The sequence below is a fragment of the Paraburkholderia sp. GW821-FHT02A12 genome (assembly GCF_059422005.1).
Genome location: NZ_JBWKWA010000002.1, coordinates 2,873,352 through 2,899,803, shown reverse-complemented (window position 1 = coordinate 2,899,803; position 26,452 = coordinate 2,873,352). Strand labels below are relative to the sequence as shown.

At 59.9% G+C, this 26,452-nt stretch carries 24 protein-coding genes and 2 pseudogenes; 24 read left to right on the top strand and 2 right to left on the bottom strand.

Annotated features, from left to right (window positions below; all coding sequences use genetic code 11):
* Positions 1-8: 8 nt before the first annotated feature.
* Positions 9-896: pseudogene (locus AC07WT_RS34495) on the bottom strand (NAD(P)-dependent oxidoreductase); the annotation flags it as partial.
* 99 nt (positions 897-995) lie between these two features.
* Between AC07WT_RS34495 and AC07WT_RS34490 the strand changes: the two are divergent.
* From AC07WT_RS34490 to xylB, 14 genes and pseudogenes are all read left to right on the top strand, one after another.
* Positions 996-1,889: a LysR family transcriptional regulator gene (locus AC07WT_RS34490; protein ID WP_494950411.1), complete on the top strand. Its 894-nt coding sequence runs from the start codon at positions 996-998 to the stop codon at positions 1,887-1,889.
* Between the two features lie 57 nt (positions 1,890-1,946).
* Positions 1,947-2,894 (top strand): LysR family transcriptional regulator, encoded by a 948-nt coding sequence (locus AC07WT_RS34485; protein ID WP_492594354.1) that lies wholly within the window; start codon positions 1,947-1,949, stop codon positions 2,892-2,894.
* Positions 2,895-3,039: 145 nt separating this feature from the next.
* Positions 3,040-3,903: a VOC family protein gene (locus AC07WT_RS34480; RefSeq protein ID WP_494950410.1), complete on the top strand. Its 864-nt coding sequence runs from the start codon at positions 3,040-3,042 to the stop codon at positions 3,901-3,903.
* 13 nt (positions 3,904-3,916) lie between these two features.
* A complete protein-coding gene (locus tag AC07WT_RS34475; RefSeq protein WP_494950409.1) occupies positions 3,917-4,600 on the top strand; it encodes a class II aldolase/adducin family protein in 684 nt (227 codons plus the stop codon).
* 18 nt (positions 4,601-4,618) lie between these two features.
* Positions 4,619-6,088 (top strand): 2-hydroxymuconic semialdehyde dehydrogenase, encoded by a 1,470-nt coding sequence (locus AC07WT_RS34470; protein WP_494950408.1) that lies wholly within the window; start codon positions 4,619-4,621, stop codon positions 6,086-6,088.
* Positions 6,089-6,095: 7 nt separating this feature from the next.
* Positions 6,096-6,881, top strand: coding sequence for a 2-oxopent-4-enoate hydratase (gene dmpE, locus AC07WT_RS34465; protein WP_494950407.1), 786 nt, complete (start codon positions 6,096-6,098; stop codon positions 6,879-6,881).
* 16 nt (positions 6,882-6,897) lie between these two features.
* On the top strand, positions 6,898-7,686 hold the full coding sequence (dmpH, locus tag AC07WT_RS34460; RefSeq protein WP_494950406.1) for a 2-oxo-3-hexenedioate decarboxylase: 789 nt from the start codon (positions 6,898-6,900) through the stop codon (positions 7,684-7,686).
* A 24-nt stretch (positions 7,687-7,710) separates the two neighbouring features.
* Positions 7,711-7,902 carry a 2-hydroxymuconate tautomerase gene (thmT, locus tag AC07WT_RS34455; protein WP_492594359.1) on the top strand — a complete coding sequence of 64 codons (192 nt, stop codon included), beginning with the start codon at positions 7,711-7,713 and terminating at the stop codon, positions 7,900-7,902.
* A gap of 17 nt (positions 7,903-7,919) precedes the next feature.
* Positions 7,920-8,858 (top strand): acetaldehyde dehydrogenase (acetylating), encoded by a 939-nt coding sequence (locus AC07WT_RS34450; RefSeq protein ID WP_494950405.1) that lies wholly within the window; start codon positions 7,920-7,922, stop codon positions 8,856-8,858.
* Between the two features lie 11 nt (positions 8,859-8,869).
* On the top strand, positions 8,870-9,916 hold the full coding sequence (gene dmpG / locus AC07WT_RS34445; protein ID WP_494950404.1) for a 4-hydroxy-2-oxovalerate aldolase: 1,047 nt from the start codon (positions 8,870-8,872) through the stop codon (positions 9,914-9,916).
* 99 nt (positions 9,917-10,015) lie between these two features.
* Positions 10,016-11,344, top strand: a complete 1,329-nt coding sequence (locus AC07WT_RS34440; RefSeq protein WP_494950403.1) for an MFS transporter — start codon at positions 10,016-10,018, stop codon at positions 11,342-11,344.
* A gap of 53 nt (positions 11,345-11,397) precedes the next feature.
* A pseudogene (locus tag AC07WT_RS34435) lies at positions 11,398-11,514 on the top strand (NAD(P)(+) transhydrogenase (Re/Si-specific) subunit alpha); the annotation flags it as partial.
* Positions 11,515-12,206: 692 nt separating this feature from the next.
* A complete protein-coding gene (locus tag AC07WT_RS34430; protein WP_494950402.1) occupies positions 12,207-12,935 on the top strand; it encodes an SDR family oxidoreductase in 729 nt (242 codons plus the stop codon).
* Between the two features lie 50 nt (positions 12,936-12,985).
* Positions 12,986-14,449, top strand: a complete 1,464-nt coding sequence (xylB, locus tag AC07WT_RS34425; RefSeq protein WP_494950401.1) for a xylulokinase — start codon at positions 12,986-12,988, stop codon at positions 14,447-14,449.
* Positions 14,450-14,514: 65 nt separating this feature from the next.
* On the opposite strand, the gene AC07WT_RS34420 is transcribed toward xylB, so the two are convergent.
* Positions 14,515-15,906: an aminotransferase-like domain-containing protein gene (locus tag AC07WT_RS34420; RefSeq protein ID WP_494950400.1), complete on the bottom strand. Its 1,392-nt coding sequence runs from the start codon at positions 15,904-15,906 to the stop codon at positions 14,515-14,517.
* A gap of 384 nt (positions 15,907-16,290) precedes the next feature.
* On the opposite strand from AC07WT_RS34420, the gene AC07WT_RS34415 reads away from it, so the two are divergent.
* The 10 genes from AC07WT_RS34415 to scpA all read left to right on the top strand — a co-directional run bounded on the left by AC07WT_RS34415 (position 16,291) and on the right by scpA (position 26,305).
* Positions 16,291-16,773 carry an MSMEG_0572/Sll0783 family nitrogen starvation response protein gene (locus AC07WT_RS34415; RefSeq protein WP_492594366.1) on the top strand — a complete coding sequence of 161 codons (483 nt, stop codon included), beginning with the start codon at positions 16,291-16,293 and terminating at the stop codon, positions 16,771-16,773.
* A gap of 20 nt (positions 16,774-16,793) precedes the next feature.
* On the top strand, positions 16,794-17,831 hold the full coding sequence (locus AC07WT_RS34410) for a Nit6803 family nitrilase (RefSeq protein WP_494950399.1): 1,038 nt from the start codon (positions 16,794-16,796) through the stop codon (positions 17,829-17,831).
* Positions 17,785-18,939, top strand: a complete 1,155-nt coding sequence (locus tag AC07WT_RS34405) for an MSMEG_0568 family radical SAM protein (RefSeq protein ID WP_494950398.1) — start codon at positions 17,785-17,787, stop codon at positions 18,937-18,939. The genes AC07WT_RS34410 and AC07WT_RS34405 overlap by 47 nt, the downstream gene beginning before the upstream one ends.
* A 2-nt stretch (positions 18,940-18,941) precedes the next feature.
* Entirely contained in the window at positions 18,942-19,505 is a 564-nt protein-coding gene (locus AC07WT_RS34400) for an MSMEG_0567/Sll0786 family nitrogen starvation N-acetyltransferase (protein WP_494950397.1), read from the top strand.
* The gene (locus tag AC07WT_RS34395) at positions 19,502-20,488 is read left to right on the top strand and encodes a sll0787 family AIR synthase-like protein (RefSeq protein WP_494950396.1); all 987 of its coding nucleotides are present in this window, start codon (positions 19,502-19,504) and stop codon (positions 20,486-20,488) included. Before AC07WT_RS34400 ends, AC07WT_RS34395 begins: the two co-directional genes overlap by 4 nt.
* Positions 20,485-21,651, top strand: a complete 1,167-nt coding sequence (locus AC07WT_RS34390) for an MSMEG_0565 family glycosyltransferase (protein ID WP_494950395.1) — start codon at positions 20,485-20,487, stop codon at positions 21,649-21,651. The genes AC07WT_RS34395 and AC07WT_RS34390 overlap by 4 nt, the downstream gene beginning before the upstream one ends.
* Positions 21,652-21,676: 25 nt before the next feature.
* Positions 21,677-21,961: an MSMEG_0570 family nitrogen starvation response protein gene (locus tag AC07WT_RS34385; RefSeq protein WP_492594372.1), complete on the top strand. Its 285-nt coding sequence runs from the start codon at positions 21,677-21,679 to the stop codon at positions 21,959-21,961.
* Positions 21,962-22,039: 78 nt separating this feature from the next.
* The gene (locus tag AC07WT_RS34380) at positions 22,040-23,338 is read left to right on the top strand and encodes an MSMEG_0569 family flavin-dependent oxidoreductase (RefSeq protein ID WP_494950394.1); all 1,299 of its coding nucleotides are present in this window, start codon (positions 22,040-22,042) and stop codon (positions 23,336-23,338) included.
* A 13-nt stretch (positions 23,339-23,351) separates the two neighbouring features.
* Complete coding sequence (locus tag AC07WT_RS34375) at positions 23,352-24,176, top strand: Pnap_2097 family protein (RefSeq protein ID WP_494950393.1); 825 nt, start codon at positions 23,352-23,354, stop codon at positions 24,174-24,176.
* Between the two features lie 26 nt (positions 24,177-24,202).
* Positions 24,203-26,305 (top strand): methylmalonyl-CoA mutase, encoded by a 2,103-nt coding sequence (gene scpA / locus AC07WT_RS34370; RefSeq protein ID WP_494950392.1) that lies wholly within the window; start codon positions 24,203-24,205, stop codon positions 26,303-26,305.
* The last annotated feature ends 147 nt before the right edge of the window (positions 26,306-26,452 follow it).

Genomic DNA, 26,452 nt, shown 5'->3' with positions numbered 1-26,452 from the left:
ATGGGGTATCAGTCGCGCGTTGATTCAGCCTCGATGAGCTTGATGACAGCAGAGATGTCTTCGCCGCCCATACCATCGTCCAAAGCCTTCTCGAAGTAGCGTTTCGCAGTGGAAAAAAGAGGAGTAGCGCATCCAAGGTCGGACGCAAGCTGGCCGGCCATCTCCAGATATTTTTCCAGCGTACTGAATGGACCGGGAGCCGGAGAGAACGTGCGCGAGGCCATCATCGGGCCTCGAATCGCAAACATCGCGGAACTGCCGACGCTTTGCTTGATTATTTCGACCACGCGATGAGGGTTGAATCCGGCACGCGCGCCCATATTGATGGCCTCTGCCGCAGCCAGCGTATGAATGGTCAGTAGGTAATTGGCGATCAGCTTCATATTGACCGCTGATCCGAGTTCACCGATGTGAAAATGAACCGATGAAATCGCGTTCAGAACCGTTTCTACAGATGTAAGAACGTCTTCGTCGCCACCAATGAAGAGCGCGGCCTTTCGCTGCTCAACAATACTGGGGGACCCGCTGACTTCTACCTCAAGCACTTTTGCGCCCGTTTGCAGGATGCGTTCGGCTTGGGCGATCTTGAACTCACAGCTGTATGTTCCTAGTTCGATGACGGTTTGCCCGGGAGAGAGGGCAGCGAGGACTCCACGCGGCCCGTCCAGAACCTCAAGCTGAGCTTGTTGACCCGGCAGGCACAGCAGCAGTACGTCACATGCTTTGACCACTTCTGCTGGCTCGTCCATTGCGACTCCGCCTCTGGCAACGAACTCGGCCCGGTCTGTTCGTCGGAAGCCGACAACCGAGAATCCGGCTGCCATCAGGTTGGTTGCGATCGGCAGCCCAAGTTGCCCGATTCCGATCATGCCAATACGCGCTGCGCTCACAGATGTCTCCTTTAGATGTTTTTCCTAGTCTTGCTCAAGTTTGTCGAAGAAGCCATACTGATTTCGTAATGAGTAACTATTAGCAGAATAGATAGCGGGAGGCGTGTGAAGGATTTGAACCTGCTTTATGCTTTCGAAGCGATTTGGCGGGAAAGATCGGTCTCAGCCGCCGCCGATGTGCTTGGTGTCACTCAGTCAGCTGTGAGCGGTTCGTTGAAGAAGCTGCGGGCGGAATATGACGACAAGCTGTTTGTGCTGGTTGGGCGGCGCATGGAGCCAACCCCCTTGGCCAACGAGTTGGCACCCATGCTGCTGGATGCGTTGGCGATGATCCGCAGAACGCGTAAGGAGCCGGCAAGTTTTGAACCGCTCCAGTCGAAACGGGTATTCACCATCAGGACGCGCGACATCGGGGAAGTCGCCTGTTTCCCACGACTTGTTCAACGACTTCGGGAAACGGCTCCGAACGTCCGAATTCGAAGCATATGGAAGCCGATTGACGAGACGCTGGCGGGCCTCGCAAGCGGGCAGATCGATTTGGCCATTGGGTATCTCCCCGCGCTCGAGGCGGGAATACACGGCAAGTCCCTTTTCTCGCAGAAATACGTGACGGTAATGCGAAAAGGACATCCGCTAGAAGCGTCTGTTTTGACGCTAGACCGTTTTCTAACTCAAGAACATCTGCTCGTCGAATACTCGGGAAGTGGTCATGTACTGCTAGAAAAGGCATTGGTTGAAGCGGGTGCGAAGGACCGCATCAGGCTTCGGCTGCCGCAGTATCTGTCCGCTCCTCATATTGTCACCAGCACGGACCTGATATGGGTCGTGCCTGAGCTACTCGCAAATGAACTGACGAAGCATTTTGAACTTGTTGTGAAGCCACTACCTTTATCGGTACCAGAATTTGACGTAGCCATGTACTGGCACGACCGATACCATCGCGATCCTGCAAGCCGGTGGCTCCGGGAGCAGTTCGACACGCTCTTTCGAACGGTCTGAGAGCTGATGGCAGCGATAAGAGGCGCAACGCTAATAGCGCCGCCCTAGGAGACGCAGATGAATCTTTTGACTTTGGATCTAAACCTCCTGCTTGTATTCGACTCCATTCTGAGAACAAGGAGCACGACGCTGGCAGCGGAAGAATTGAGCTTGACACAGTCGGCCGTCAGCAACGCCTTGAAGCGTTTGCGAACATCCTTCGATGATCCATTGTTCGTCAAGACAAAGGACGGAATGCTGCCGACCTCTTTGGCAGAGGGCCTTGCTGATCATGTCAGCGCAGGCTTGGCATCGCTCCGGCAAGCCGTGGAAACCAAGAGCAGTTTCGACCCTCAGACGTCCGACCGGTCTTTTACGATCTACATGAGTGACCTCGGGCAGATGGTGTTCATGCCGAAGCTAATCTCGCACTTGGCATCGGCTGCACCGAACATTCGAATCGTCACCGTAGATGCCACGCCGAAAGACGCGCAAAACGCAATGTCGACCGGTGAAATCGATCTGGCGATAGGTTTGTTTATGAGCTTTGATCCGGGGTTTCATCAGCAACGGCTTTTCCGTGAATACTACGTTGCGTTGGTACGTGACGGACACCCCGCTATATCGACTGCGCTGTCGCTCAGGCGGTTCCTGGATGCGCGGCATGCAGTGTACAAGCCTACGGCTGGTAGTCACGCCATGTTCGAAGAGGCAGTCGAGCGTGTATTTGAGGAAAATGGACGCGCCAGGCAGGTTGCTGTCCGACTCGCCCATTCGCTTGGACTATCGCAAATGATCACGGCAAGTGACCTGCTCGTTTGTGTTCCCAGTCGCTTGGCGAACGCCTTCAATGACTATGCAAGCGTCAGAGTTTTTCCGTTGCCGTTTGAAGCACCCACCTTCGATATCTCACAGCTCTGGCATGACAGATGTCATCGTGACGCCGGGCACCGCTGGCTCCGAAGCACAGTTGCATCATTGTTCGCGAGTCAGTCTGGACACCAGGCTGCTGGGCAAAATTCATGATGTAAATTCTGTGGATTTACACAATTCGTTGGTGCAATAACGGTCGTCAGCCTATCTTGAACGAATCAACGCGGTAGCAGCTGCAGTCTTCCAGATCATGACCTCGGCTCGGCTGCTGCAAATCAAGAAAAGCTGGAGACAGACTGTGATCAACTTACACGACATTCGATACGTCCGCCTAGCAACGAATGACCTTCAGTCTACTGTCAAGTACGCGCAGGAGATACTTGGACTGCAACAGGTTCGGCGAGAGGGACCCTTCGTCTATTTTCGCAGTGACAATCGTGACCATTCTGTCTGTTACTACGAAGGCAACCCTGCTGAGCATGTTCTTGCTTTCGAAGTAACCACGGCCGAAGAGCTGGACGGCGCTGCTGCTCAGCTTGAGGCAATGCGGACGCCGGTGAAGCGCGGAAGTCGCGATGAAAGCGAAATGCGGCGCGTCGATGACTTCATTACATTCGCTGACCCGACCGGCAATAAGATCGATCTTGTGCTGCGTCCCCATGAGAGCAGCCGCCGATACCACGCGTCGCGCGACGCGGGCATCGAATCATTCAGCCACGTCGGCCTTCGCACGACAAATGCCGCTCGCGACGAGGAATTCTGGACGACAGTTTGCAATGCGCGCGTATCTGACCGAATTGGCGACGCGCCGCTTCTGCGTATCGATGAAGTGCATCACAAGATCGCGCTCTTTCCCTCAGACCACGCAGGTGTCCAGCACGTCAACTTTCAGGTCAACAGTATCGATGACCTGATGCGCTCATATTACTTCCTGCTTGAGCGTGGCATACCCATCCGCTTTGGTCCTGGTCGACATCCTACGTCAGGCGCGGTCTTCCTGTATTTCGCCGGCCCTGACGGGATGATTTACGAGTACTCGACCGGTGTGCGCCTAATCACGGCTGACCAGGAAAGGGACTATAAACCGCGTCAGTTTCCGTTCGGTCAGACTGGCTTCTGCATGTGGGGGGCCAAGCCCAACATCGAGGAATTTTCAGTCTGACGTGGAGAGAGCGATGTCTAACAACGTTCGTTCCGACGCCGACCGGAAGCTGAGAATCGCGGCACGCTCGCTTGGCAGGGCTGGGCTTGCACACGCATACGGGCACTACAGCGTTCGCCTTGATGCCAATCATTGCCTCGTGTGTGCGCCAAAACCAATGACGCTACTGGAAAGCTCCGACGAGGGAACGGTTGTCCCGGTGAAAGGCGCACTGCCCGACGGCGTGCTCGGTGAGGTCCGTATCCACCAGCAGATTTATTCCCAACGCCCAGACATCCAGTCGGTCGCGAGGAGCATGCCGCCCAAGGTGATGTCGCTTTCCACCTTGTCGCGCACACCGGCGCCGCGGCACGGTTTCGGCAGTTACTTCGCGCCATTCGTTCCTCTTTGGGATGACCCTCTTCTTATTCGCTCGGATGAGCAGGCTGGCGCGTTGGTTGACGTAATGGGCAAAAGCAGGGCCGTGGTCATGCGAGGCAATGGCGCAGTCGTCGCAGGAAGCTCTCCCGAAGAAGTGCTCGTGTTGACGTGGTATCTGGAGGACGCGGCGCGCGTGGAGCTTGATGTATTGGCTTGTGGAGCAGTGCTGTCGGGTATGACGCTGACGCAGACGCAATGTGAAACCCGCGCAACGTTTTCCGGAAGGATTCTGGAACGGATGTGGGACTACCTCACTGCGGGCGACTGCGAACTCTGAATTACATGGAAGATTGAAATGCAAATGCGAGAAAACTCCACGTTCCAGAATTTTATCAATGGCGAGTGGGTGTCGACGGAACGCCATTTCCGGAACGTCAATCCTGTCGACGGTAGCCTCATCGGACTGGTGCATGAGGCCGGAGCATCCGAGGTCGACGCGGCGGTAAAGGCTGCACGCGCAGCGCTTTCCGGACCATGGGGCCGCTTCAGTGTCCAGGAGCGGGTCGAACTTCTCTACGCTATTGCCGACGGAATTAACAGGCGGTTTGATGACTTCCTGGCTGCGGAAATCGCCGACACGGGCAAACCGCACTCGCTGGCTAGCCATCTAGACATTCCGCGTGGCGCGGCGAATTTCAAGATCTTCGCGGACGTCATCAAGAATGCGCCGACGGAGTCATTCGAGATGGCCACACCGAACGGTGGCAAGGCGCTCAATTACGCGATCAGGGTACCCAAGGGCGTGGTGGGCGTCATCTGTCCGTGGAATCTGCCGCTGCTGCTTATGACATGGAAAGTTGGGCCAGCACTCGCGTGCGGTAATGCGGTCATCGTGAAGCCCTCTGAGGAAACCCCCGGCACGGCCACTCTGCTTGGCGAAGTGATGAACGAGGTCGGGGTGCCCCAGGGTGTATACAACGTCGTTCATGGGTTCGGACCTGGGTCGGCCGGCGAGTATCTCACTACGCACAGGGAGGTGAACGCCATTACCTTTACTGGCGAAACACGTACCGGTGAAGCCATTATGAAGGCGGCGGCTCAAGGTACGCGCCCGGTCTCATTCGAACTGGGCGGCAAGAACGCGGCGATCGTGTTTGCGGACTGCGACTTCGATAAGGCAGTCGAGGGGGTGACCCGCTCGGCATTCGCGAACAGCGGACAGGTGTGTCTCGGGACGGAGCGCGTGTACGTCCAACGTCCGATCTTCGACAAGTTCGTGGCGGCACTAAAGGCCAAAGCGGAGTCATTGAAGCCCGGAAATCCGTACGACAAGGAGATGAACTTCGGTCCGCTGATATCGCAGGAGCATCAGCAGAAAGTACTTTCTTATTACGCGCGTGCGCAGGCCGACGGAGCGACAGTCATTACGGGTGGCGGTGTACCGCAGCTCGAAGGGAAACTGGCGGAAGGGTCGTGGGTCCAGCCGACAATCTGGACCGGGTTACCTGAAACCTCTGCGGTGATTCAGGAAGAGATTTTTGGTCCCTGCTGCCATATCGCTCCGTTCGACACCGAGGAAGAAGTCGTTGGACTTGCCAACGCGAGCGAATATGGGCTGTGCACCTCGGTATGGACAAGCAACATAGGCATCGCTCACCGTCTTGCGGCTTCCATCGAAGTCGGCCTTTGCTGGATCAACTCTTGGTTCCTGCGCGATCTGCGCACACCCTTCGGCGGCTCAAAGGCGTCTGGCATTGGGCGGGAGGGTGGTGTCCATTCGCTGGAGTTCTATACGGAACTTCGCAACGTTTGTATTCAGCTTTGAGGTGAGCATGGAGGTCTCCGACATCAAGCGCTATGGCGCGGAACTTTATCAGTCACTGATCACCCGCGAGCCGGTTTTGCCGCTTTCTTCAAGAGTGCCCGGCATAACCATCGACGATGCCTATCGCATTCAGATTGAAATGATGGCCTTGCGCGTTGCCGCGCGCAACGAGCGGGTGGTGGGTAAAAAGGTCGGCGTGACAAGCAAGGTCGTCATGGATCTGCTTAAGGTCAACCAGCCTGACTTCGGCGTGCTGACATCCGGAATGGCCTATCAGGACGGCGCCACCGTTCCATTGGAGCAGTTCATCGCCCCCAAGGCCGAGGGGGAAATTGCTTTCGTCCTGAAGCATGACCTTTCTGGCCCCGGGGTCACGGTTGCGGACGTCCTTCGCGCGACCGAGTTCGTCATGCCTTGCTTCGAACTCGTTGACTCCCGTATTAAGGACTGGAAGATCACGATCACGGATACCGTCGCCGACAACGCGTCGTCGGGCGCTTTCGTGCTTGGCGATAACGCGATAGATCCCTCGAAGGTCGACTTGTCCACTGTGGGCATGACGCTGGAGAAGAATGGAGAGATCGTCGCGACGGGCGCAGGTGCGGCAGCACTCGGCCATCCCGCAAATGCAGTTGCATGGTTGGCAAATACGCTAGGCCGTCACGGCCTGGGATTGCATGCAGGGGAGGTCATTTTGTCGGGGTCGCTTGCCACGATGGTTCCGGTGAATGTCGGTGACAACCTCCAGGTGCGACTTGGTGGTATCGGCACTGCGTCGGTGCGGTTTAGCTAAAGGATGTGAGGAAGGAATGAATCTCGACAAAAACACCATTGCTTATCTCGCGGAAAAGCTCGAATCCGCTGAGATCGAATGCCGTGAAGTCACGAAGATTACGCAGGAATTCCCGGAGTTGGACTGGGAAGACGCGTATGCGATTCAGGATGAAATCCGTCGACGAAAAGAAGAGCGGGGCGTGCGCATCGTCGGTTACAAGATGGGTCTGACGTCGCACGCGAAAATGCGTCAAATGGGCGTAGCGGAGCCCGTGCGCGGTTTTCTCACTGACTACGGGTACTGCTTCGACGGCTCGAGTATTTCAACGAAGGATCTTATCCACCCAAAGGTCGAAGCGGAAATTGCGTTTGTGCTCAAGCGTCCGCTGAAGGGGCCGGGTTGCACGATCGCTGACGTATTGGCAGCAACGGACTTTGTTATACCTGCGGTCGAGGTCATCGACTCGCGCTATCTGGATTTCAAGTTCGATGTGAAGAGCGTTATCGCAGACAACACCTCTGCTGCCAGGTTTGTCGTGGGGGGCGCCCACAAGTCGGTGGACGGCCTTGACTTGAAGACTCTGGGCGTAGTCCTCGAGAAGAACGGTGAAGTCGTTGCGACCGCGGCTGGAGCGGCAGTGCTCGGCCATCCGGCACATAGCGTAGCCATGCTGGCGGACATGCTTGCGCAACGCGAAGAAGAGCTGCCTGCAGGGGCATTCATCATGACCGGCGGCGTCACCGAAGCGATTCCCGTCGAAGCGGGCGACAGTATCGCAGTTCGATATCAAAGCCTCGGATCGCTTTCCATGCGGTTCGTTTGATACGCACAGACACTGAGGAAAAACATGCCGATTATTCAGGTTTACATGATGGAAGGCCGCAGCGACGAACAGAAGGCGAAACTCATTGAGGCGCTGACGTCCGCGACCGTTGAACAAGTGGGCGTTCCGCGCGAATCAGTTCGGGTTCTGATCAGCGAAATGCCCAAGGTGCACTGGGGCATTGGCGGAAAAACGGCCAGGGAACTCGGGCGATAACCTGTCAGGAGCGAGATATGAGTGATACAGGGCGGTCAAAAGTCGCGATTATCGGATCAGGAAACATTGGAACCGATCTGATGATGAAGGTGTTGCGCTACGGTAAGAATCTTGAAGTTGCTGCGTTGGTGGGCATTGACGCGAAGTCGGACGGTCTCGCGCGAGCCGAGCGGCTGGGCGTCGCGGCAATCTCGGACGGCATCGAGGGCCTTCTTGCCTGGCCAGGCATCGAGGAGATCAAGATTGTCTTTGATGCGACATCCGCCGGTGCGCATCGTCGGCACAGTGAGTTGCTGGTTGCGCGAGGCATTAAGGTCATTGATCTCACGCCGGCTGCGATTGGGCCTTACGTCGTTCCAGTAGTTAATCTGGACGAGGAACTGGATGCACCGAACATCAACATGGTGACGTGCGGCGGCCAGGCAACAATCCCGATCGTTGCTGCGGTTTCGCAGGTGGCGAAGGTCAAATACGCCGAGATCATTGCTTCTATCGCAAGCAAGTCAGCAGGACCTGGCACCCGGGCAAACATTGACGAATTCACCGAGACGACCACTCGTGCAATCGAGAAGGTCGGTGGTGCGGAAAAAGGCAAGGCGATCATTGTCCTGAATCCGGCCGAGCCGCCACTGATGATGCGGGACACGGTCTACACCCTTTCTGAGCCGGTAGATACCACGCTGATTGAGCGGAGTGTCGCTGATATGGTTGCCAAGGTACAGGCGTATGTCCCCGGCTATCGGCTGAAGCAAAGCGTTCAGTTTGACCTTTATGACGACGCAAACCCCCTCAACGTACCAGGGCTTGGAAAGGTCTCAGGTCTCAAGACCACGGTTCTTCTTGAGGTGGAGGGTGCGGCCCACTACCTGCCCGCGTACGCGGGTAACCTCGATATCATGACGAGCGCCGCTTTGATGTGTGCTGAACGGTTTGCAGAGTCGGCACTGGTCGTATGAAGGAGAGGGCAATGAACCCGGTGGAAAAGAAACTGTACATCTCTGATGTGACCCTGCGAGACGGAAGTCATGCTGTGCGTCACCAATACAGCATCGCGAACGTAAAGGCGATCGCGGAAGCGCTGGATGCTGCGGGCGTGGATAGCATTGAGGTTGCGCACGGCGACGGTCTCGCCGGTTCATCCTTCAACTATGGCTTTGGCGCTCACACTGATGTCGAATGGATTGCTGCAGTCGCAGAGGTGGTTCGGCGCTCAAAGGTCGCTACGCTGCTGCTGCCTGGTGTCGGCACCGTTCATCATCTGCGCGAAGCGTACGACGCCGGTGCGCGTGTAGTGCGCGTCGCGACGCACTGTACCGAAGCGGATATTTCGAAGCAGCATATTGAATATGCAGTCGAGCTCGGTATGGACGCAGTTGGATTCCTGATGATGAGTCACATGGCGGAACCCGCGAAGCTCGCGGAACAAGCCAAGCTCATGGAGTCTTACGGTGCAAGCTGCGTGTATGTCGTGGATTCGGGCGGTGCGCTGGATATGAATGCTGTCCGCGAGCGGTTTCGAGCATTCAAGGACGTTCTGAAACCCGAAACGCAAACTGGCATTCACGCACATCACAACCTGAGTCTGGGCGTAGCCAACTCCATTGTCGCCGTGGAGGAGGGCTGTGACCGCGTTGACGCGAGTCTTGCTGGCATGGGGGCCGGTGCAGGAAATGCCCCGCTTGAGGTTTTCATTGCAGCCGCGAGCCGTCTCAACTGGAACCACGGTTGTGATCTCTATCGACTGATGGATGCAGCGGACGACATCGTGCGGCCACTTCAGGATCGTCCGGTTCGGGTTGACCGCGAAACGCTGGCACTCGGCTATGCGGGAGTCTATTCAAGCTTCCTCAGACACGCCGAGGTTGCTGCCAGGAAGTACGGGCTTTCGACGGTGGACATCCTTGTGGAACTGGGCCGTCGACGGATGGTCGGCGGTCAGGAAGACATGATCATTGACGTCGCGTTAGACCTGAAAAAACGCGAGAGCCAAGGTCAGGCTGAAAAAGCGGCCTGAGGCAGGCTGGAAACTTCTCCCAAAACTATACGAGAAACGCTGACGGACCTCAGGTCCGTCAGCCAGGGAGTAGGCGTTTCAACGACCGCAGGAGGAGACATGAAAGCGGCGGATTTGGTGAATGGCAGGGGCATTTCGCGGCTGCAGGTCGCGGTGCTCGTTTATTGCCTCCTTATTGTGACGATCGATGGATTCGATACAGCATCGGTTGGCTACCTGGCTTCCACGCTGCGCGCGCAATGGTCTATGCAGACGGCGAGTATGGGGAAGATCTTCGGCTCAGGGCTGCTGGGCTTGATGATTGGATGCTTCCTGTTTGGACCGGTAGCGGATCGCATCGGCCGCAAAAAGGTGCTCATTGCCTCGGTTGTTTTTTTCGGATGTGGCAGCGTAGCTTCGGCGTTTGCACAGTCACCTGAACAGATGGCCGCGCTGCGTCTGTTGACCGGACTCGGTCTCGGCGGGGCAATGCCAAACGTGATCACGCTGAGCTCGGAATATAGCCCGGCCCGTTTTCGCTCTCTTCTTGTTACGGCCACTTTCTGCGGATTCACGCTGGGGTTCGCGCTTGGCGGCTGGATTGTGGCGTGCCTCCTTCCTCTCGCAGGTTGGCGAGGTGTACTGGTTGCCGGCGGACTAACCCCGCTGATACTTGTGCCATTCCTAGTCGTGTATTTGCCCGAGTCGCTCGACTATCTTCTCGCCAATGGGCGGCACGCCAGCGAAGTCTTGCGAATTGCGGAGAAGCTTAACCCAGGTATTACGGCCATCGAGATAGAGGACAGCGCTGAACCTCGCTCATTGATTCCCGTGCGGGGCCTGCTTGCGCGTGACGTCCGGTCAGGAACAATCCTGCTGTGGCTAACTTACTTCTGCACATTGTCCGCGTTCTACCTGTTGTCGAGCTGGCTCCCCCTGGCGCTAAAGGATTCGGGCTACTCGCTTTCTGAAGCGGCCCGTCTCGGGGCAATGCTCCCATTTGGCGGAACAGTCGGCGCCGTCGTCATCGGATATTTGATGGACAGACGCGATCCTTACCTCGTGCTGGCTTGCTCATACGTCATTGCTGCCATTTCTCTTCTGCTTCTTGGCGGGAGCGTTCACCACTCCGTTCTTCTGCAATTTGTGGTCTTTGGCGCCGGTGTTGGCGTGGCCGGCTCCCAGACGGGAGCGAATGCGTTGACTGCGCGCTTCTATCGTAGCGACGTGCGTGCCACTGGTGTGAGCTGGGCGCTAGGAATGGGCCGCGTCGGTTCGATATTTGGATCAATGGCTGGCGGCGTGTTGTTGGCTACATTGGGAAACATGTCGACGGTGTTTGGAATAGTTGCAATTCCTGTTTCCCTGGCGGCGGTGTTGATGCTCTTGATGAAAAGCGTTCAGACCCGCCGACTAGCCGACGCGGTAACGCCGCTGAAGCTGGGATGACCGACCGTCCATAAGTCGGCCAGTGTTTTTAGAAACGAAGAAGGTGCATTGTAATGAAAATAGGAATTCCTAAAGAAAGCAGGTGTGGCGAAACACGTGTGGCGGCAACGCCAGAGACTGTTCGAAAGATGAAGTTACTCGGCTACGAAATTCTGATCCAGCATGGCGCGGACAGTGGTTAAGGTCCAGTCGGCGATTCAGGAAAGCTTTCCTCTCATCATCTGATGGCAAGACGAGGCCAAAGTATTCGTCGAAGGCGCAGTCGGTCTGCGCCCGTGGGTGGAGAGGTTTCGCGCGTATAGGGCCACAGGTCCCCGGCCGCCGTGGGGTCGCAGCGATAGCGAGGCTCTGTCTTTGAAGTTGCGGCCTCTTGAACTGCAACAGCATGAGTTTGGTGAATTGCACTCACAGTGCAACGGCAATTGATGGCGAGCGCATCTCTTTCCACAGACATTAGGCCAAAAAAGTTATGCCGGGGACGACCATCGGCACTTGGGCGCTTTCGTGACGGGGTTGTCGAGCGCCTGTCCGTGCGGATGCGCCCCCTTGCGAGGGACGAGCGAACCACCTTTACCACGCAAGCCATCGGGGTTTTCCTCCCCTAAATTGCCTTGACAGAGCCACCAGCGTAACCGAATATTTGTTCCCTGATAGAGCAGTTGTTCATTTCGAGTGTTGCATAAGACCGGGTGGCCCATGTCACGATAAAGCAGAGAATCGCGCAAGATTAAGCCGCAATGATGGTCACCGGTGCAGCCTGAGACGCCGTTCCTTGCGGAGTGAGATGAGTGGAGACAAGCTATTGGGGCAGATTGCTACCTCATCAAGTCTGCGAAGACTGCTAAACAGGAGGAACAGGAAAATGGCAGGAGAACTGCAAGGCAAGGTCGCTGTGGTCACTGGCGCCGCTTCAGGCATTGGCTTGGCTAGCGCCGAGGCGCTGTTGGCGGCTGGTGCCCGCGTGGTTCTAGTCGACCGCGATGACGCCGCACTGACGTCAGTTTGCAAGAAACACGGCGACGCGGCGATTCCGCTAGTCGTAGATTTGCTCGACCCGACGGCGTGCTCGACGCTCGTGCCACGCGTGCTAGAAATCGCGGGGCAAATCGACATCCTTCACGCCAACGCCGGCACTTATGTCGGTGGCGACCTCGTGGACGCGGATACGGCAGCGATTGACCGGATGCTGAATCTCAACGTCAATGTGGTGATGAAAAACGTTCACGATGTCTTGCCCCACATGATAGCCAGACGGACCGGCGATATTATAGTGACCAGCTCCCTGGCAGCTCACTTTCCAACGCCGTGGGAACCGGTCTATGCGTCATCCAAATGGGCGATTAACTGCTTCGTTCAGACCGTACGGCGCCAGGTTTTCAAGCACGGAATACGCGTTGGTTCCGTCTCGCCTGGACCGGTCGCTAGCGCACTGCTCGCTGACTGGCCGGAGGAAAAGCTCAAAGAAGCCAAAGAGTCGGGGAGCCTGCTTGAGGCCAGCGAGGTAGCCGAGGTCATCATGTTCATGCTGACGCGGCAACGCGGTCTGACTATTCGCGACGTGGTCCTGATGCCAACCAATTTCGACCTTTAGACGATATAGGCAAGACGTATCTTGAGTTCGAAGTATCTTGAGTTCGAATAATGTTTCTTGGCATTGACCTCGGCACGACGGAATTGAAGGTCCTCCTGCTGGGCAGCGATGGACATGTCGTCGGCACCGCTCGCCATCCGCTGGAAATATCGAGGCCGAGGCACCGATGGTCAGAACAGGACCCGGAGGATTGGTGGCGAGCTACGCGCATTGCGCTAGCGACGCTGCGTAAGAACTATCCCGACGCGTTTGGACGCATACAGGCCATTGGTCTCTCTGGTCAAATGCACGGTGCCGTTCTCCTTGATGCCAATGACCAGCCGCTGCGCCCAGCGATATTGTGGAACGATATGCGCAGCGTCAGCGAATGCACTGAACTCACGGCCCGCGCACCAGGGCTGCATGAAATCGCTGGCAATTGCGCAATGCCAGGGCTCACAGCACCAAAGTTATTATGGGTCGCACGATACGAGCCGGAGCACTTCCGAGAGCTGGCGTGCGTCCTGCTCCCGAAGGACTATCTGCGCCTGCGTTTGACCGGCTTAAAGCTCACGGACCCATCTGATGCGTCAGGAACCCTTTGGCTCGACGTCGGGCGTCGCGAGTGGTCCGACGAGCTTTTGCAAGCCTGTGACATGACACGAATGCAGGTGCCCCCGATTGAGGAAGGGAGCCAAGCAGTTGGCATCGTCCGTCGCAGTATCGCCAGCGAGCTTGGCCTGCCGGCGAATGTAATTGTTGCGGCTGGCGGGGGCGACACCGCGACAAGCGCGCTGGGCGTAGGCGCTGCAGAATCGGGGGATGCATTTCTGTCTCTCGGCACCTCCGGAGTGCTGTCCGTTGTCACCGAGCAGTTTCGGCCGAGCCCGCATTTAGGGGTACACGCGCTCTGTCACGCGATTCCGAAAAGGTGGCACCGAACGAGCGTTGTGCTGTCTGCGGCTAGCTGCGTTCGCTGGCTATGCAACCTCACTTCGGCTGACGAAGCATGTTTGCTAGGTGAGGTCGAGAGTGTCAGTGCGAACCGCCGCGCAAAAGCCCCATTGTTCTTGCCTTACCTCTCCGGTGAACGAACACCCCACAATGACCCGTACGCCCAAGGCGTGTTTTGTGGACTGGTTGATTCGACCGACCGCGCCACGCTTGCCTATTCGGTTCTTGAGGGCGTCACGTTTGCTTTGTCGGACGGCCTCGATGCCCTGCGTGCGGACGGCACCCGTGAAACCTCGCTGAGCCTTATCGGTGGAGGCGCACGCAGTACGCTCTGGACGCAGTTGATTGCTGACGCGTTTGGAGTATCGATACGCCGGCCGCCCGATGCACAGTGCATCGCTGCGCTCGGAGCCGCCCGTCTCGGCTGGTTGGCGGCTGAAGGCAATTTCTCGGCCGTTGTCCGTACCCCGTCGTTATCGCAGGAATTCTTTCCTGACAATGAGCAGCATTCAATACTTATGGAACGGTTAGCGTCGTATCGAGCTCTGTACAGACAGCTGCGGCCGCTTTTCCCAACGTGACATGTAGTCAATTTCGGAGCGAGGCCGACGTAATGGCTGCGACGTTACATGATCAACGTGACCGTCTACATCATCGGCATATGTAGATGATGCGGATCGTTAAGCGTCTCCGCGACGCGTTGCAAAGCGTCGCGGCAATCGTCGCGATCTTGCGGCCCGCCGAGGCACACGCGGATGGCGTTGGGCGGATTGCCGTCAGTCGAGAACGCGGCGCCTGCCACCACACCGACGCCCTGATTGCGCAGTTGCAACGCCAGCTCGGGTGCGCTCCAGTTGCATTGCGCCGGAATAGGCAGCCACAGGTGAAAGCCGTCGACGTGCGCGTCGTAGCGCAATTCCGCCAGTTCCTGCGCGGCGATCGCCTGGCGCGCATTGGCCTCCACACGAATCGCGTCGAGCATCTCGCGCGCGGTGCCATCGTTGACCCATTGCGTCGCTAGCATCACCGTGAATGGACTGGGCATCACCGTCGTTGCGCGCAACGCGCCGGCAATGCGTTGTGTTTGCCGCGCAGTCGGCGCGCGCAGGTAGGCGACGCGCAAACCGGCGCCGAGTGTCTTCGAAAAGCCGGTGACGTGATAGGTCAACTCGGGTGCGAGCGCGGCAAGCGCGACAGGCTTGCTCGTCGGCAGCCAGCCGTATGCGTCGTCTTCGATGATGGGCACGCTATAGCGCAACGCGACGTCGGCCAGCGCTTCGCGGCGCTGACCCGACAATGTGAGCGTGCTCGGATTCTGCAGCGTCGGATTGCAATAGAACGCGCCGGGTTTTTCGCTCTTGCATAGCGCTTCGAATGCATGAGGCAGCGGCCCTTCGTCGTCGCGCGGCAGCGGTTGCAGGCGCACGCCGAGTTGCGACGCGATAGCCTTGATGCCTGGATACGCGAGCGTGTCGAGGCAGATCGTCTCGCTGCGGCGCGCGAGTTGCGAAACGAGTGCAACGAGCGCGCTATGAATGCCCGGGCAGACGAGCACGGTATCGTCTGAGCAATGGGGCAGACGCTCCTTCAGCCAGGTGCGGCCCGCCGCGCGATCGTCGGGCGTGCCGCCGAAATCCTGATAGCGCAGCAGGCGGTACGGATCGACATGCGCGAAAAGACTCGCGGCCGACTCGCGCAGACGCGTCGCAAGTTCGGGCGGCTCGGGTGGCATGTTCATCGACATCTCGACACTGCTGCCGCCCGCGAGCGGCAACGTCTGCGTCCGGCCGCGCACGAAGGTGCCGCTGCCGGCGCGCGCATCGAGCAGGCCGCGCTTGCGCGCTTCGGCATAGGCGCGCGCGACGGTCGTGTAGTTCAGTTGCAGCGCGGCCGCCAGATCGCGCAGACCCGGCAGACGGTCACGTGGACGCAGACGCCCGCTCGCGAGATCTTCTTCAATCAGATCCGGAATCACCAGATAAGCCGGTTTGCGGCTTTCGGTTACTCGCTTGAGCCAGTGATGCGTGAGACTGTCCATGCTAAACATTCCTTAATGGGTCGATCAAAAGTAGCACGTGGTTCGCAATAAAAATAAATCATTTCTCATCCGGTCTGAAAGTTGATCGCATTGATTGGATGAATGCACGTTTTCGGGGTTTGCCGCACCATGCGCACGCACGAACATATCTTGCGCTGCGCTGAGACGGTGCGCAGTCGACTTCGCGATTCGGCGCAAAGCCGCGTCAAACAAGGCATTCAAAGATTTTTTTCGGGTCGCTCGAACAATTGCCGTTTGAATGATCGGAAGTTGATCGCATGTTTCGGGCCGGATGGTGGCATATCCGTTGCGTTATTGAATTCGCCAGCCGGCCATTTCCCGGCGGGCAAATACGATCAATTACGCGACTTATTGGAGAGTGATATGCCTGCCGTCAATAAACCTTTGCATCAGAAAGGCGATTTTCTGGTCGATTACGAAGAGAAGGTTTTCCCCGACGTCAAAGCCGAACCCGGCGAAAAGGCGCTGGTGACGTTTCACACCGTCGCGTTCGAAGGCTCGATCGGTTTCGTCAATCTGTTGCAGGCCACGCGTCTGCAACGCAAGGGCTTCGATACGTCCGTGTTGCTGTACGGGCCGGGCGTCACGCTCGGTCTGCAACGCGGCTTTCCGACGCTCGGCGACGAAGCCTTTCCGGGTCATCTGAACTTCAACAAGCAACTGACGAAGTTCATGGAAGAGGGCGGCAAAGTGTACGCCTGCCGCTTCGCACTGCAGGCGCTGTACGGTCATGGCGAAGCGTCGCTGATCGAAGGCATCCGTCCAATCAATCCGCTCGACGTGCTCGATATCCAGCTTCTCCATCGCAAGGAGAACGCGCTGGTCATCCACACGTGGACCGTTTGAGCGCGGGCCGGATGCCGATCATGTCCGACCAGCGAATCATCCGAGCGGCCGCGGTGCAGATTGCACCGGAGTTCGATTGTCCCGGCGGCACGCTCGACAAGGTGTGCGCCGCGATCGACGAAGCTGCGGCTAAAGGCGTACAGCTGATCGTCTTCCCCGAGACGTTCGTGCCGTACTACCCGTACTTTTCGTTCGTGCGTCCGCCCGTCGCGTCGGGCGCCGATCACATGCGGCTGTATGAACAGGCCGTCGTCGTGCCGGGGCCCGTGACGCAGGCGGTAGCCGAACGCGCGCGCCGTCACGCGATGGTGGTGGTGCTCGGCGTCAACGAGCGCGATCACGGCAGCCTGTACAACACGCAGCTCGTGTTCGACGTCGACGGTCGCCTCGTGCTCAAACGCCGTAAGATCACGCCGACTTTTCACGAGCGGATGATTTGGGGCCAAGGGGACGCGGCGGGACTGAAGGTCGCGCATACGGACATCGCGCGCGTCGGCGCGCTCGCCTGTTGGGAGCACTACAACCCGCTCGCGCGCTATGCGTTGATGACGCAGCACGAAGAGATTCATTGCAGCCAGTTCCCAGGCTCGCTCGTCGGGCCGATCTTCGCCGAGCAGATCGAAGTCACGATCCGTCATCACGCGCTCGAATCGGGCTGCTTCGTCGTCAACTCGACGGGCTGGCTGAGCGAAGCGCAAATCGATTCGGTGACGAGCGATCCGAAACTGCAAAAGGCACTGCGCGGCGGCTGCCATACCGCGATCGTGTCGCCGGAAGGACAGCATCTCGCCGAACCTTTGCGCGAAGGCGAAGGGATGGTGGTCGCCGATCTCGACATGTCACTGATTACGAAGCGCAAACGGATGATGGACTCGGTCGGCCATTACGCGCGGCCCGAGTTGTTGAGCCTTGCGATCAACGATCGTCCCGCGACCCCGGTCGCGCCGATGAACACGGCGTTCGAGCGATTCAGCGCCGATGCAGCTTTCGATACCACGGGTGGAGGTCAGGATGAATGCCAGCGCGAATCTGCCGGCCATGAGCCGGCAGTCAACTGAAGTGGGAACCGAACGGCACAGGCAGATGATGCAACTGCGCACCGAGTTGCAGTCCGCGGGCTTGCGTCTGGTCGATCCGAATGCGGGCGTCGCGAGCCGGCGCGGCGGCGCGGGGCCGTCGGATCACAAGGCGGTCACCGTCGACGGCGTGACGATCATGGTGCCGGTGCATACGAGTTCGGCGTGGAACTCGCCATTCGTCGCCAGTGCGCCGGATGAAGCGGGCGCGAGCGCGTTGATGCGCGGCACGATACCGATCGCGGATATCAGCTTTCCGAAGGCGCCGCGCTTCACGCGTTTGCAAACGCTGGACGGCGTGCCGTATTCACACATTGCCACGCTGCACGGCACCGATGTGCTCGCGACGACCGTGCTGCAAACGTGCATCCGTTACGAAAGCCGCCGCAAGACATGCAAGTTTTGCGCAATCGGCCAGTCGCTTGCGGCGGGCCGCACGATTGCGCGCAAGACGCCTGAACAACTCGCCGAAGTCGCGCGCGCGGCCGTGCTGCTCGACGGCGTCAAGCACATGGTGCTGACGACGGGCACGCCGCCGACGAGCGATCGCGGCGCGCAGATCCTGTGCGAAAGCGCGTTCGCGATCAAGGCCGCTGTCGATCTGCCGATCCAGGCGCAATGCGAGCCGCCCGACGACGACCGTTGGTTCGAACGGATGAAAGCGAGCGGCATCGATACGCTTGGCATGCATCTGGAAGTAGTGACACCTGCCGTGCGCGAACGCGTGATGCCCGGCAAGGCGAGCGTGCCCGTGTCGCGCTATATGGAGGCGTTCAAGGCGGCCGTCGCGGTGTTCGGCAGAGGGCAGGTCAGCACGTACATTCTCGCGGGACTTGGCGACACCGCCGACGCGATCCTGTCGATCTCGCGCGAACTGATTGCGCTCGGCGTCTACCCGTTCGTCGTGCCGTTCGTGCCGATCAGCGGCACGCCGCTCGAAGATCATCCGGCGCCGACGCCGGAGTTCATGAAATCGGTTCTCGCTCCGCTCGGTGCGATGCTGCGCGAAGCGCGGATGCGTTCTGCCGACATCAAGGCGGGCTGCGGCAAATGCGGCGCATGTTCGTCGCTGGCATCGTACGAGGAGTAGCCATGTTCTGCGAGGCCGTCGATGAACTGGACGCATTGCCGATTGCATTCACGCCGGCGGAATACCGCGTGAAATGGGCGACGCTATCGTGGGAAAGCAAAGAAGCCTATGCGCTGCGACGCGCGGTGTTTTGCGTCGAGCAGGGCATCTTCGCCGGCGACGACCGGGATGAAATCGACGCTCACGCGAAGCTGCTGGTTGCCTTGAGTTGCATCGCGGGCGTGCCGGAGCAGGTAGTCGGCACCGTACGGATTCACGAGACCGAGCCGCACGTGTGGCTGGGCTCGCGGCTCGCGGTGCATGCGGCGTTCCGCTCGCACGGCAAGCTCGGCTCGACGCTGATCCGGCTCGCTGTGAGCAGCGCGCACGCGCTCGGCTGCGAGACTTTTCTTGCGCATGTGCAAAGCCAGAATGTGCCGTTGTTCCGGCGTCTACACTGGCAATCGGTTAGCGAAGAGATGCTGTTCGGCCGTGCGCATCATCTGATGGAAGCGGACCTTGCGCACTATCCGCCGTGCTTTACGCCGGAGAGCGGGCTCGTCACGTCGTCGCGGGGACGCTCATGAGCATCGCTTCGCTCGTTCAACGGCTAAGGGAAAGCCGCGGCTTCCGGCATAAGACCGATATTGCGGGAGTCGTCGCGTCGTTGGCGCAGCGCCTGCCGCACGGCGTGCGCGATCTCGCGCAGGCGGTCGCGGTCGGCGACGACTGCGCGGCGATCCGCGACGGCGACGGCTACCTGCTCTTTGCGATCGAAGGGCTGGTGAGCGATTTCGTGAAAACTATGCCTTGGTTCGCGGGCTACAGCAGCGTGATGGTCAACATCAGCGACGTGTTCGCGATGGGCGGCCGGCCGCTTGCCGTCGTCGATGCGTTGTGGAGCGACGGTCTCGGCGCGGCCGAAGAAGTGCTGGCCGGCATCGCGGCGGCGTCGGTTGCGTACGGCGTGCCGGTGGTTGGCGGGCATAGCAATACGCGCAGCGCGCAGCCGCAACTCGCGGTGTCGATTGTGGGCCGTGCGCGCGCGTTGCTGTCGAGCTTCAATGCGCGGGCAGGCGATCGCCTGGTGATGGCCGTCGATTTGCGTGGCCGCTTCGAAGACCCGTATCCGTTCTGGAACGCATCGGTCGGCGCTCCGGCGCAGCGCTTGCGCGACGATCTCGAACTGCTGCCCATACTCGCGGAATGCGGGCTGTGCGATGCCGCGAAGGACATCAGCATGGCCGGCGTGTTGGGCACATCGTTGATGCTGCTCGAATGTTCGGCGACGGGCGCGCGAATCGATCTGGACGCGATTCCACGACCGCGGGGCGTCGACTTCGAGCGTTGGCTCAGCGCGTTTCCGAGCTTCGGGTTCGTGCTGTCGGTACGCGCGGAACACGTTGACGAAGTGCTTGCGCGCTTCGATGCACGCGATCTGGCGTGCGCGGTGATCGGCGAAGTCGATACGTCGCGCGAAGTGGTGCTTACTCAGCACGGCGACGCGGCGCTGCTCTGGAATTTCGGCGATGGGCCGTTCATCGGCGCGCCTTCGGGAGCGCGCGCATGAAGACAGGTCCCCTTCGAATCGCGCTCTTCACGCACTCGGTGAACCCGCGCGGCGGCGTCGTGCACACGCTCGAACTCGCGCGCGCATTGCATGACGCAGGGCATCGCGTGACGATCTTCGCGCCGTCGGCCGGCGGAGCCGCTATGTTCCGGGCGTCGCCGTGCCGGATCGTGCTCGCTCGCGTCGCGGCGAACGCGAGCGACACAGTATCGATGGTGCAGACGCGTATCGACGCGTTAAAGGCCGCATTGCTGGCCAGCGATCCGGCGAGCTTCGACGTTCTTCACGCGCAGGACAGCATCAGCGGAAACGCGCTCGCCGAGCTTCGGCATGAAGGCGCGATACGCGGGTTCGTGCGAACGGTCCACCATCTCGATGACTTTACCGTGCCGCGCCTCGCCGAATGGCAGCGGCGCGCGTATGCGGATGCCGATGCCGTTTATTGCGTCAGCGATGCGTGGACGTGCCGGATGCTGCGCGACTTCGGCGTGAACGCGGTGACCGTGACGAACGGCGTCGATTTAAAGCGCTTCACGGCGACACGTGACAATTCCCAGGACACGGCGCTGCTCGCAAGATTCGGCATTGTCGGCGCGCCCGTCGTGCTGGCGGTCGGCGGCATCGAGGAACGTAAGAACACACTGCAACTGCTCGAAGCGTTCGCGTCGCTCAGGCAGACGCATGCCGATGCGCAACTCGTCGTGGCGGGCGGTGCGAGTCTCCTGAATCACGACGCCTATAGCCGGCAGTTTTTCGAGCGCGCTGCGGCGCTGAATCTTGGCGCTGGCTGTCCGATCGTCGTCACCGGCCCGCTCGACGACGACGTCATGCCCGCGCTCTTGCGCCGCGCGGATGTCGTATCGATGGTTTCGGTACGCGAGGGATTCGGGCTGGTCGTGCTGGAAGCGCTGGCGTCGGGCACGCCGGTTGTTGTTTCGCAGATTGCGCCGTTCATCGAGTACCTCGATGAACGCGTCTGCTGCTGGGCGCAGCCTCACGACGCGCACAGCATCGCTAGCGCGCTGCGCCGTTCGCTCGATGCGCGCGGGGGCATCGATTTCTCCCACGCGGTACCTGAGTTGTTGCAGCGCTTCAGTTGGACCGCGAGCGCCCTTCGTCACATCGCGTTATACAGGCGGCAACTGCAACTCACTCCCGCTTGAACCAATCACTTATCGAGGATATGTCATGCCAGTCATGCACTTCAGGGTTCAGTGGCCCGATGGCACCGAGGCCAACTGCTATTCACCGTCGACGGTAGTCGGCGAGTTCTTTGCCGCGGGCGAGAGCTACGCGTTGAGCGAGTTTGTCGAACGCTCGCGCGAGGCTTTGCATATCGGCTCCGAGCGCGTGCGCGAGAAGTACGGCTTCGCCTGTTCCGCCGCAATGGATCAGCTCGCGCAGATCGAGCAGCAGGCCGAGGGTTTTTCGTCGGACCCGCTGGCGGTCGTGAAGGTCGTCGAACTTTTGTGAAACCTGAATGCGGCGTGCCCTTTGACGAAGCGATGGCAGTGGGCGCCCGAACATTCATACGCAAGGCAGGAAAGAACCATGTCGAACACAACCGTTAGCCCTCAAGCGGCACATGCGAATCGTCACTACACGGTCATCGTCGCCGGTGGCGGCCAGGCTGGCTTGTCCATCAGCTACTACCTGAAAGAGGCGGGCATCGATCATCTCGTCCTCGAGAAGCATGCGGTCACGCACACCTGGCGTTCGCAACGCTGGGACGCATTCTGTCTCGTCACGCCAAACTGGCAATGTGCGCTGCCCGGTTACCCGTATCGCGGCGACGACCCGCATGGCTTCATGAAGAAGGATCAGATCATCGCTTATCTGGATGGCTTCATTGCGATGGTCGATGCGCCGGTGCTCGAGCACACCGAGGTCAAACGCGTGAAACGCGACGCCGATGGACGCTACAACGTGTCGACGTCGAATGGCGAGTTCACGGCGGATCACGTCGTCGTGGCGTCGGGCGGTTATCACACGCCGATCGTGCCGCGCATGGCCGAGCGTCTGCCCGCCGGGATCGTGCAGGTACAGTCTTCACAATATCGCAATCCTGAGGTCTTGCCGGATGGCGCGGTGCTCGTCGTCGGCTCGGGGCAGTCCGGTGCGCAGATCGCCGAAGATCTGCATCTGGCCGGGCGCAAGGTGTACCTCGCGGTCGGCGAGGCGCCGCGCTGCGCGCGTTTCTATCGCGGACGCGACGTGGTCGACTGGCTCGCCGACATGCACTACTACGACATGCCCGTCGAGCAGCATCCGTTGCGCGAAGGCGTGCGCGACAACACAAACCATTACGTGACAGGCCGCGACGGCGGACGCGATATCGATCTGCGGCGTTTCGCGCTCGAAGGCATGGAACTGTATGGCCGGCTCGAGGATCTGCGCGACGGCCGCCTGCAGTTCGCGCCGAACCTGATCGAGAACCTGGATAGCGCGGACGATACCTACAACCGTATCAACGCGAGCATCGATGCGTTCATCGACAGGCAGGGCATCGGCGCGCCGCGCGAAGCGGCCTATGAGCCGGCATGGCGGCCGGACGGCGAGCGCACGTCGCTCGATCTGGCGGCGAGCGGCATCACGTCGATCATCTGGTGCATCGGCTTCACGCCGGACTTCAGCTGGATCGATGCGCCCGTGTTCAATGGACGCGGCTACCCGGCGCACACGCGGGGCATCACGCCGCAAGCGGGACTGTATTTCATCGGCTTGCCGTGGCTGCATACATGGGGTTCGGGGCGCTTCTCGGGCGTCGCGCGTGACGCGGCTTATGTCGTCGACGCGATCCGTGCGTCGCTCGATGCGTCCGTGCCGGCAACCGATAGTCTCGCGGCCTGATCGATCGAAGCTTATGCAGAACACGACTGGACGCTATCGCGCCGGCATGCCGCAATTGAGCTTCACCGGCCTGTCGGAGAACTGGCTGCTGAAGGAATGCGGACATCGCCATTGGGAGGCGCTGGCCGCACACACGGGGCGAGCCACGCCGGATTTCAGCGACGACAACGGCGGCCGATCATATGCCGCCTTCACCGCAATCCGCCTGCGGGCGCACGGTTTCGATGCCGTGCGCGAGAACGACGACTTCGAGATTCACACCGCGTTATGCAGGACCGGCCCGGTCCGGCACTTCAGCACACACCGCATCGTGCGTGGTGGTGCGTCGATCGCGGAGGTGTCGATGTCGTCGACGTTCGTCACGCGCGGAGAAGCGCGTAACAATCGCTCGGTCGCACGCGCAACGCTTGCCGCGCTGGCGGGGGCGGTCAGTCCGACGCCCGACGAAGCGCTTGCCATGACGCAAACGGGCAAGCGCCTGAGGGCAGGAGACTGGGCATCATGCGAAGGTCTTGCGCCTGCCGTGCACGAGGCCGCCGGGTTTCTTCCATGCCCGAACAACGACTTCAACGGCGCGGACTTTCTCTACTTCGCGAGCTTCCAGTCGTTCGTTGATCGCGCCGAATGGCAACGGCACCGGTTTGCGGAGCCGCCCGTGATCGCGAGCCGGTCGCTGCACTTCTATGGCAACGTCAATGTCGGCGACGCATTGAGCGTGCAGGTCATTGGCGAGCGCGAAAACGGGCAGGGCATCACGCATTGGAGTGAAGTGCGACGCGGCAGCGACAACCTGAAGATCGCCGATGTCGTCACGGAAAAACACTGGAGACAGCGATGAGATCCGCCGTCAGACGCGAGGCGCCAATGCGAGTGCGGTCCCGGCGACGCGCCGTTCCGCTGAAGACGCTTTATACCGCCTCCGACCTCGCCGACGTTGCGCATCTGAACAGCATGCCTGGCACCGCGCCGTTCGTGCGCGGTCCGTACGTGTCGATGTACGCGGCGAAGCCGTGGACGATTCGACAATACGCAGGCTACGCAGAAGCCGCCGATTCGAACCTCGCGTTTCGCACCGCGCTCGAGGAAGGGGCGCAGGGTTTGTCTGTTGCGTTCGATCTGCCGACCCAGCGCGGCTACGATTCGGACGATCCGCGCGCGAGCGCCGATGTCGGGTTGGCCGGGGTCGCGATCGATACAGTCGAAGATATGACGCGTCTTTTCGCGGGCATTCCACTCGACCGAACGTCGGTATCGATGACGATGAACGGCGCGGTGCTGCCGGTGCTGGCTGCCTTCATCGTTGCGGCCGACGAGCGCGGCGTGGACGCGGCGCAACTGACCGGCACGATTCAGAACGACATTCTCAAAGAGTTCATCGTGCGCAACACCTGCATCTTCGCGCCAGAACCGTCGTTGCGAATCGCAGCCGACGTGGCCGACTATCTTGCGCAGCATGCTCCGCGCTTCAACGCGCTATCGGTGTCCGGCTATCACTTTCAGGAGGCCGGCGCCGATCCTGTGCTCGAACTGGCGCTGACGATGGCCAATGCGCGCACTTACGTCGAAACGCTTGGCGAGCGCGCAATGAGTGCCGACGACGCCTGTGAGCGCATGAGCTTCTTCTTCGGCGTCGGCACGGATTTCTATGTGGAGGTGGCGAAGCTGCGCGCGGCGCGTCTCGTCTGGTCGGAACTAGCAACACAGTGCGGTGCGACTTCCGATAAAGCGCGCGCTCTCCGGATGCATTGCCAGACGTCCGGCTGGTCGCTGACCGCGCAGAAGCCGTCGAACAACATCGTGCGCACCACCGTCGAAGCGCTGGCGGCCGTATTCGGCGGCACGCAGTCGCTGCATACGAACGCTTACGACGAAGCGCTCGCCTTGCCGTCGGCATCGTCGTCGCGGCTCGCTCGCGACACGCAACTCATGCTTCAGCACGAAATGGGACTGTGCGACGTCGTTGATCCGTGGGCGGGTTCGTACATGATGGAAGCGTTGACGGCCGACATCGCAGCGCGCGTCCGTTCGCTGATCGGCGAGATCGACGCGCGCGGCGGCGTCGTGCAATCGATCCGCTCCGGATGGATTCGCGAACGCATTCACGAATCGGCTGTGACGCTGCAGGCGGAAATCGATAGCGGGCAACGAATCGTGGTGGGCGTCAACGCGTTCGTTCATGGCGATGCGGACGAAGCGCCCGCATGTTTCGAGCTGGACGGAAAACAGGTGCGTGGCCACCAGGTGCGTCGAATCGCAGAGGTCAAACTGCGGCGCAATGCGGAGCTTGTGGCGTGTGCGTTGGGCGCGCTTGAAACGGCCGCGCGCGAGTGCACAGGCAATCTGCTCGCGTTGACGATCTGCTGCATGCGTGCGCGCGCGACAGTCGGTGAATGCACGCGAGCTCTCGAAGCCGTGTGGCCACGTCATGCGATCAGTTTGCATGCTAGCGCTGGCATTTATGAAAAAACGCTTTCATCGGATGTAATGTGGACGGCTGCTCGCGACCAGGTCGACAGGTTGACATCGACGCTGGGACGCAAGCCCCGCGTGATGATCACGAAGCTCGGACAGGACGGCCACGATCGCGGCGCGCAAGCGGTGGCTGCCGCGTTGTGCGATGCGGGCTTCGACGTCGTGTCCAATGAGCTCTTCATCGCGCCCGCGGAAGTTGCGCAGCGCGCGCTGGCGAACGACGTCGACATGATTGGCGTGTCGTCGCTCGCGGGCGCGCATGTCGAGTTGACGTCGCAATTGATGCATGAACTGCGCGTGCGTCGTGCCTCGATACCCGTTGTGCTGGGCGGGAACGTTCAGGCGGAAAGCACGAGTGTGCTGAAAGCGCTGGGCGTCGCCGATTTTTTTCTGCCTGGCACACGTATGCACGAAATTGTGCTGCGCATTGCGCGGCTCGTGGAGGGCGTCGCAGACCGACAAGCGGGCGAAATGGACGAGCGAACGGTGGCGTGAGCAGCTGACGGAGGCACGCGAAGCGCGAGGCCGCACCGCCCGTCGGCCGAGGCGTACGCATAGTTGCCCGTCGTGCCCGGTTTTGTGGAGCACATCATAGCGGGCGACTTCGAGCGCAGGTTCGGCTTATATCCGGCTTCGCTATCA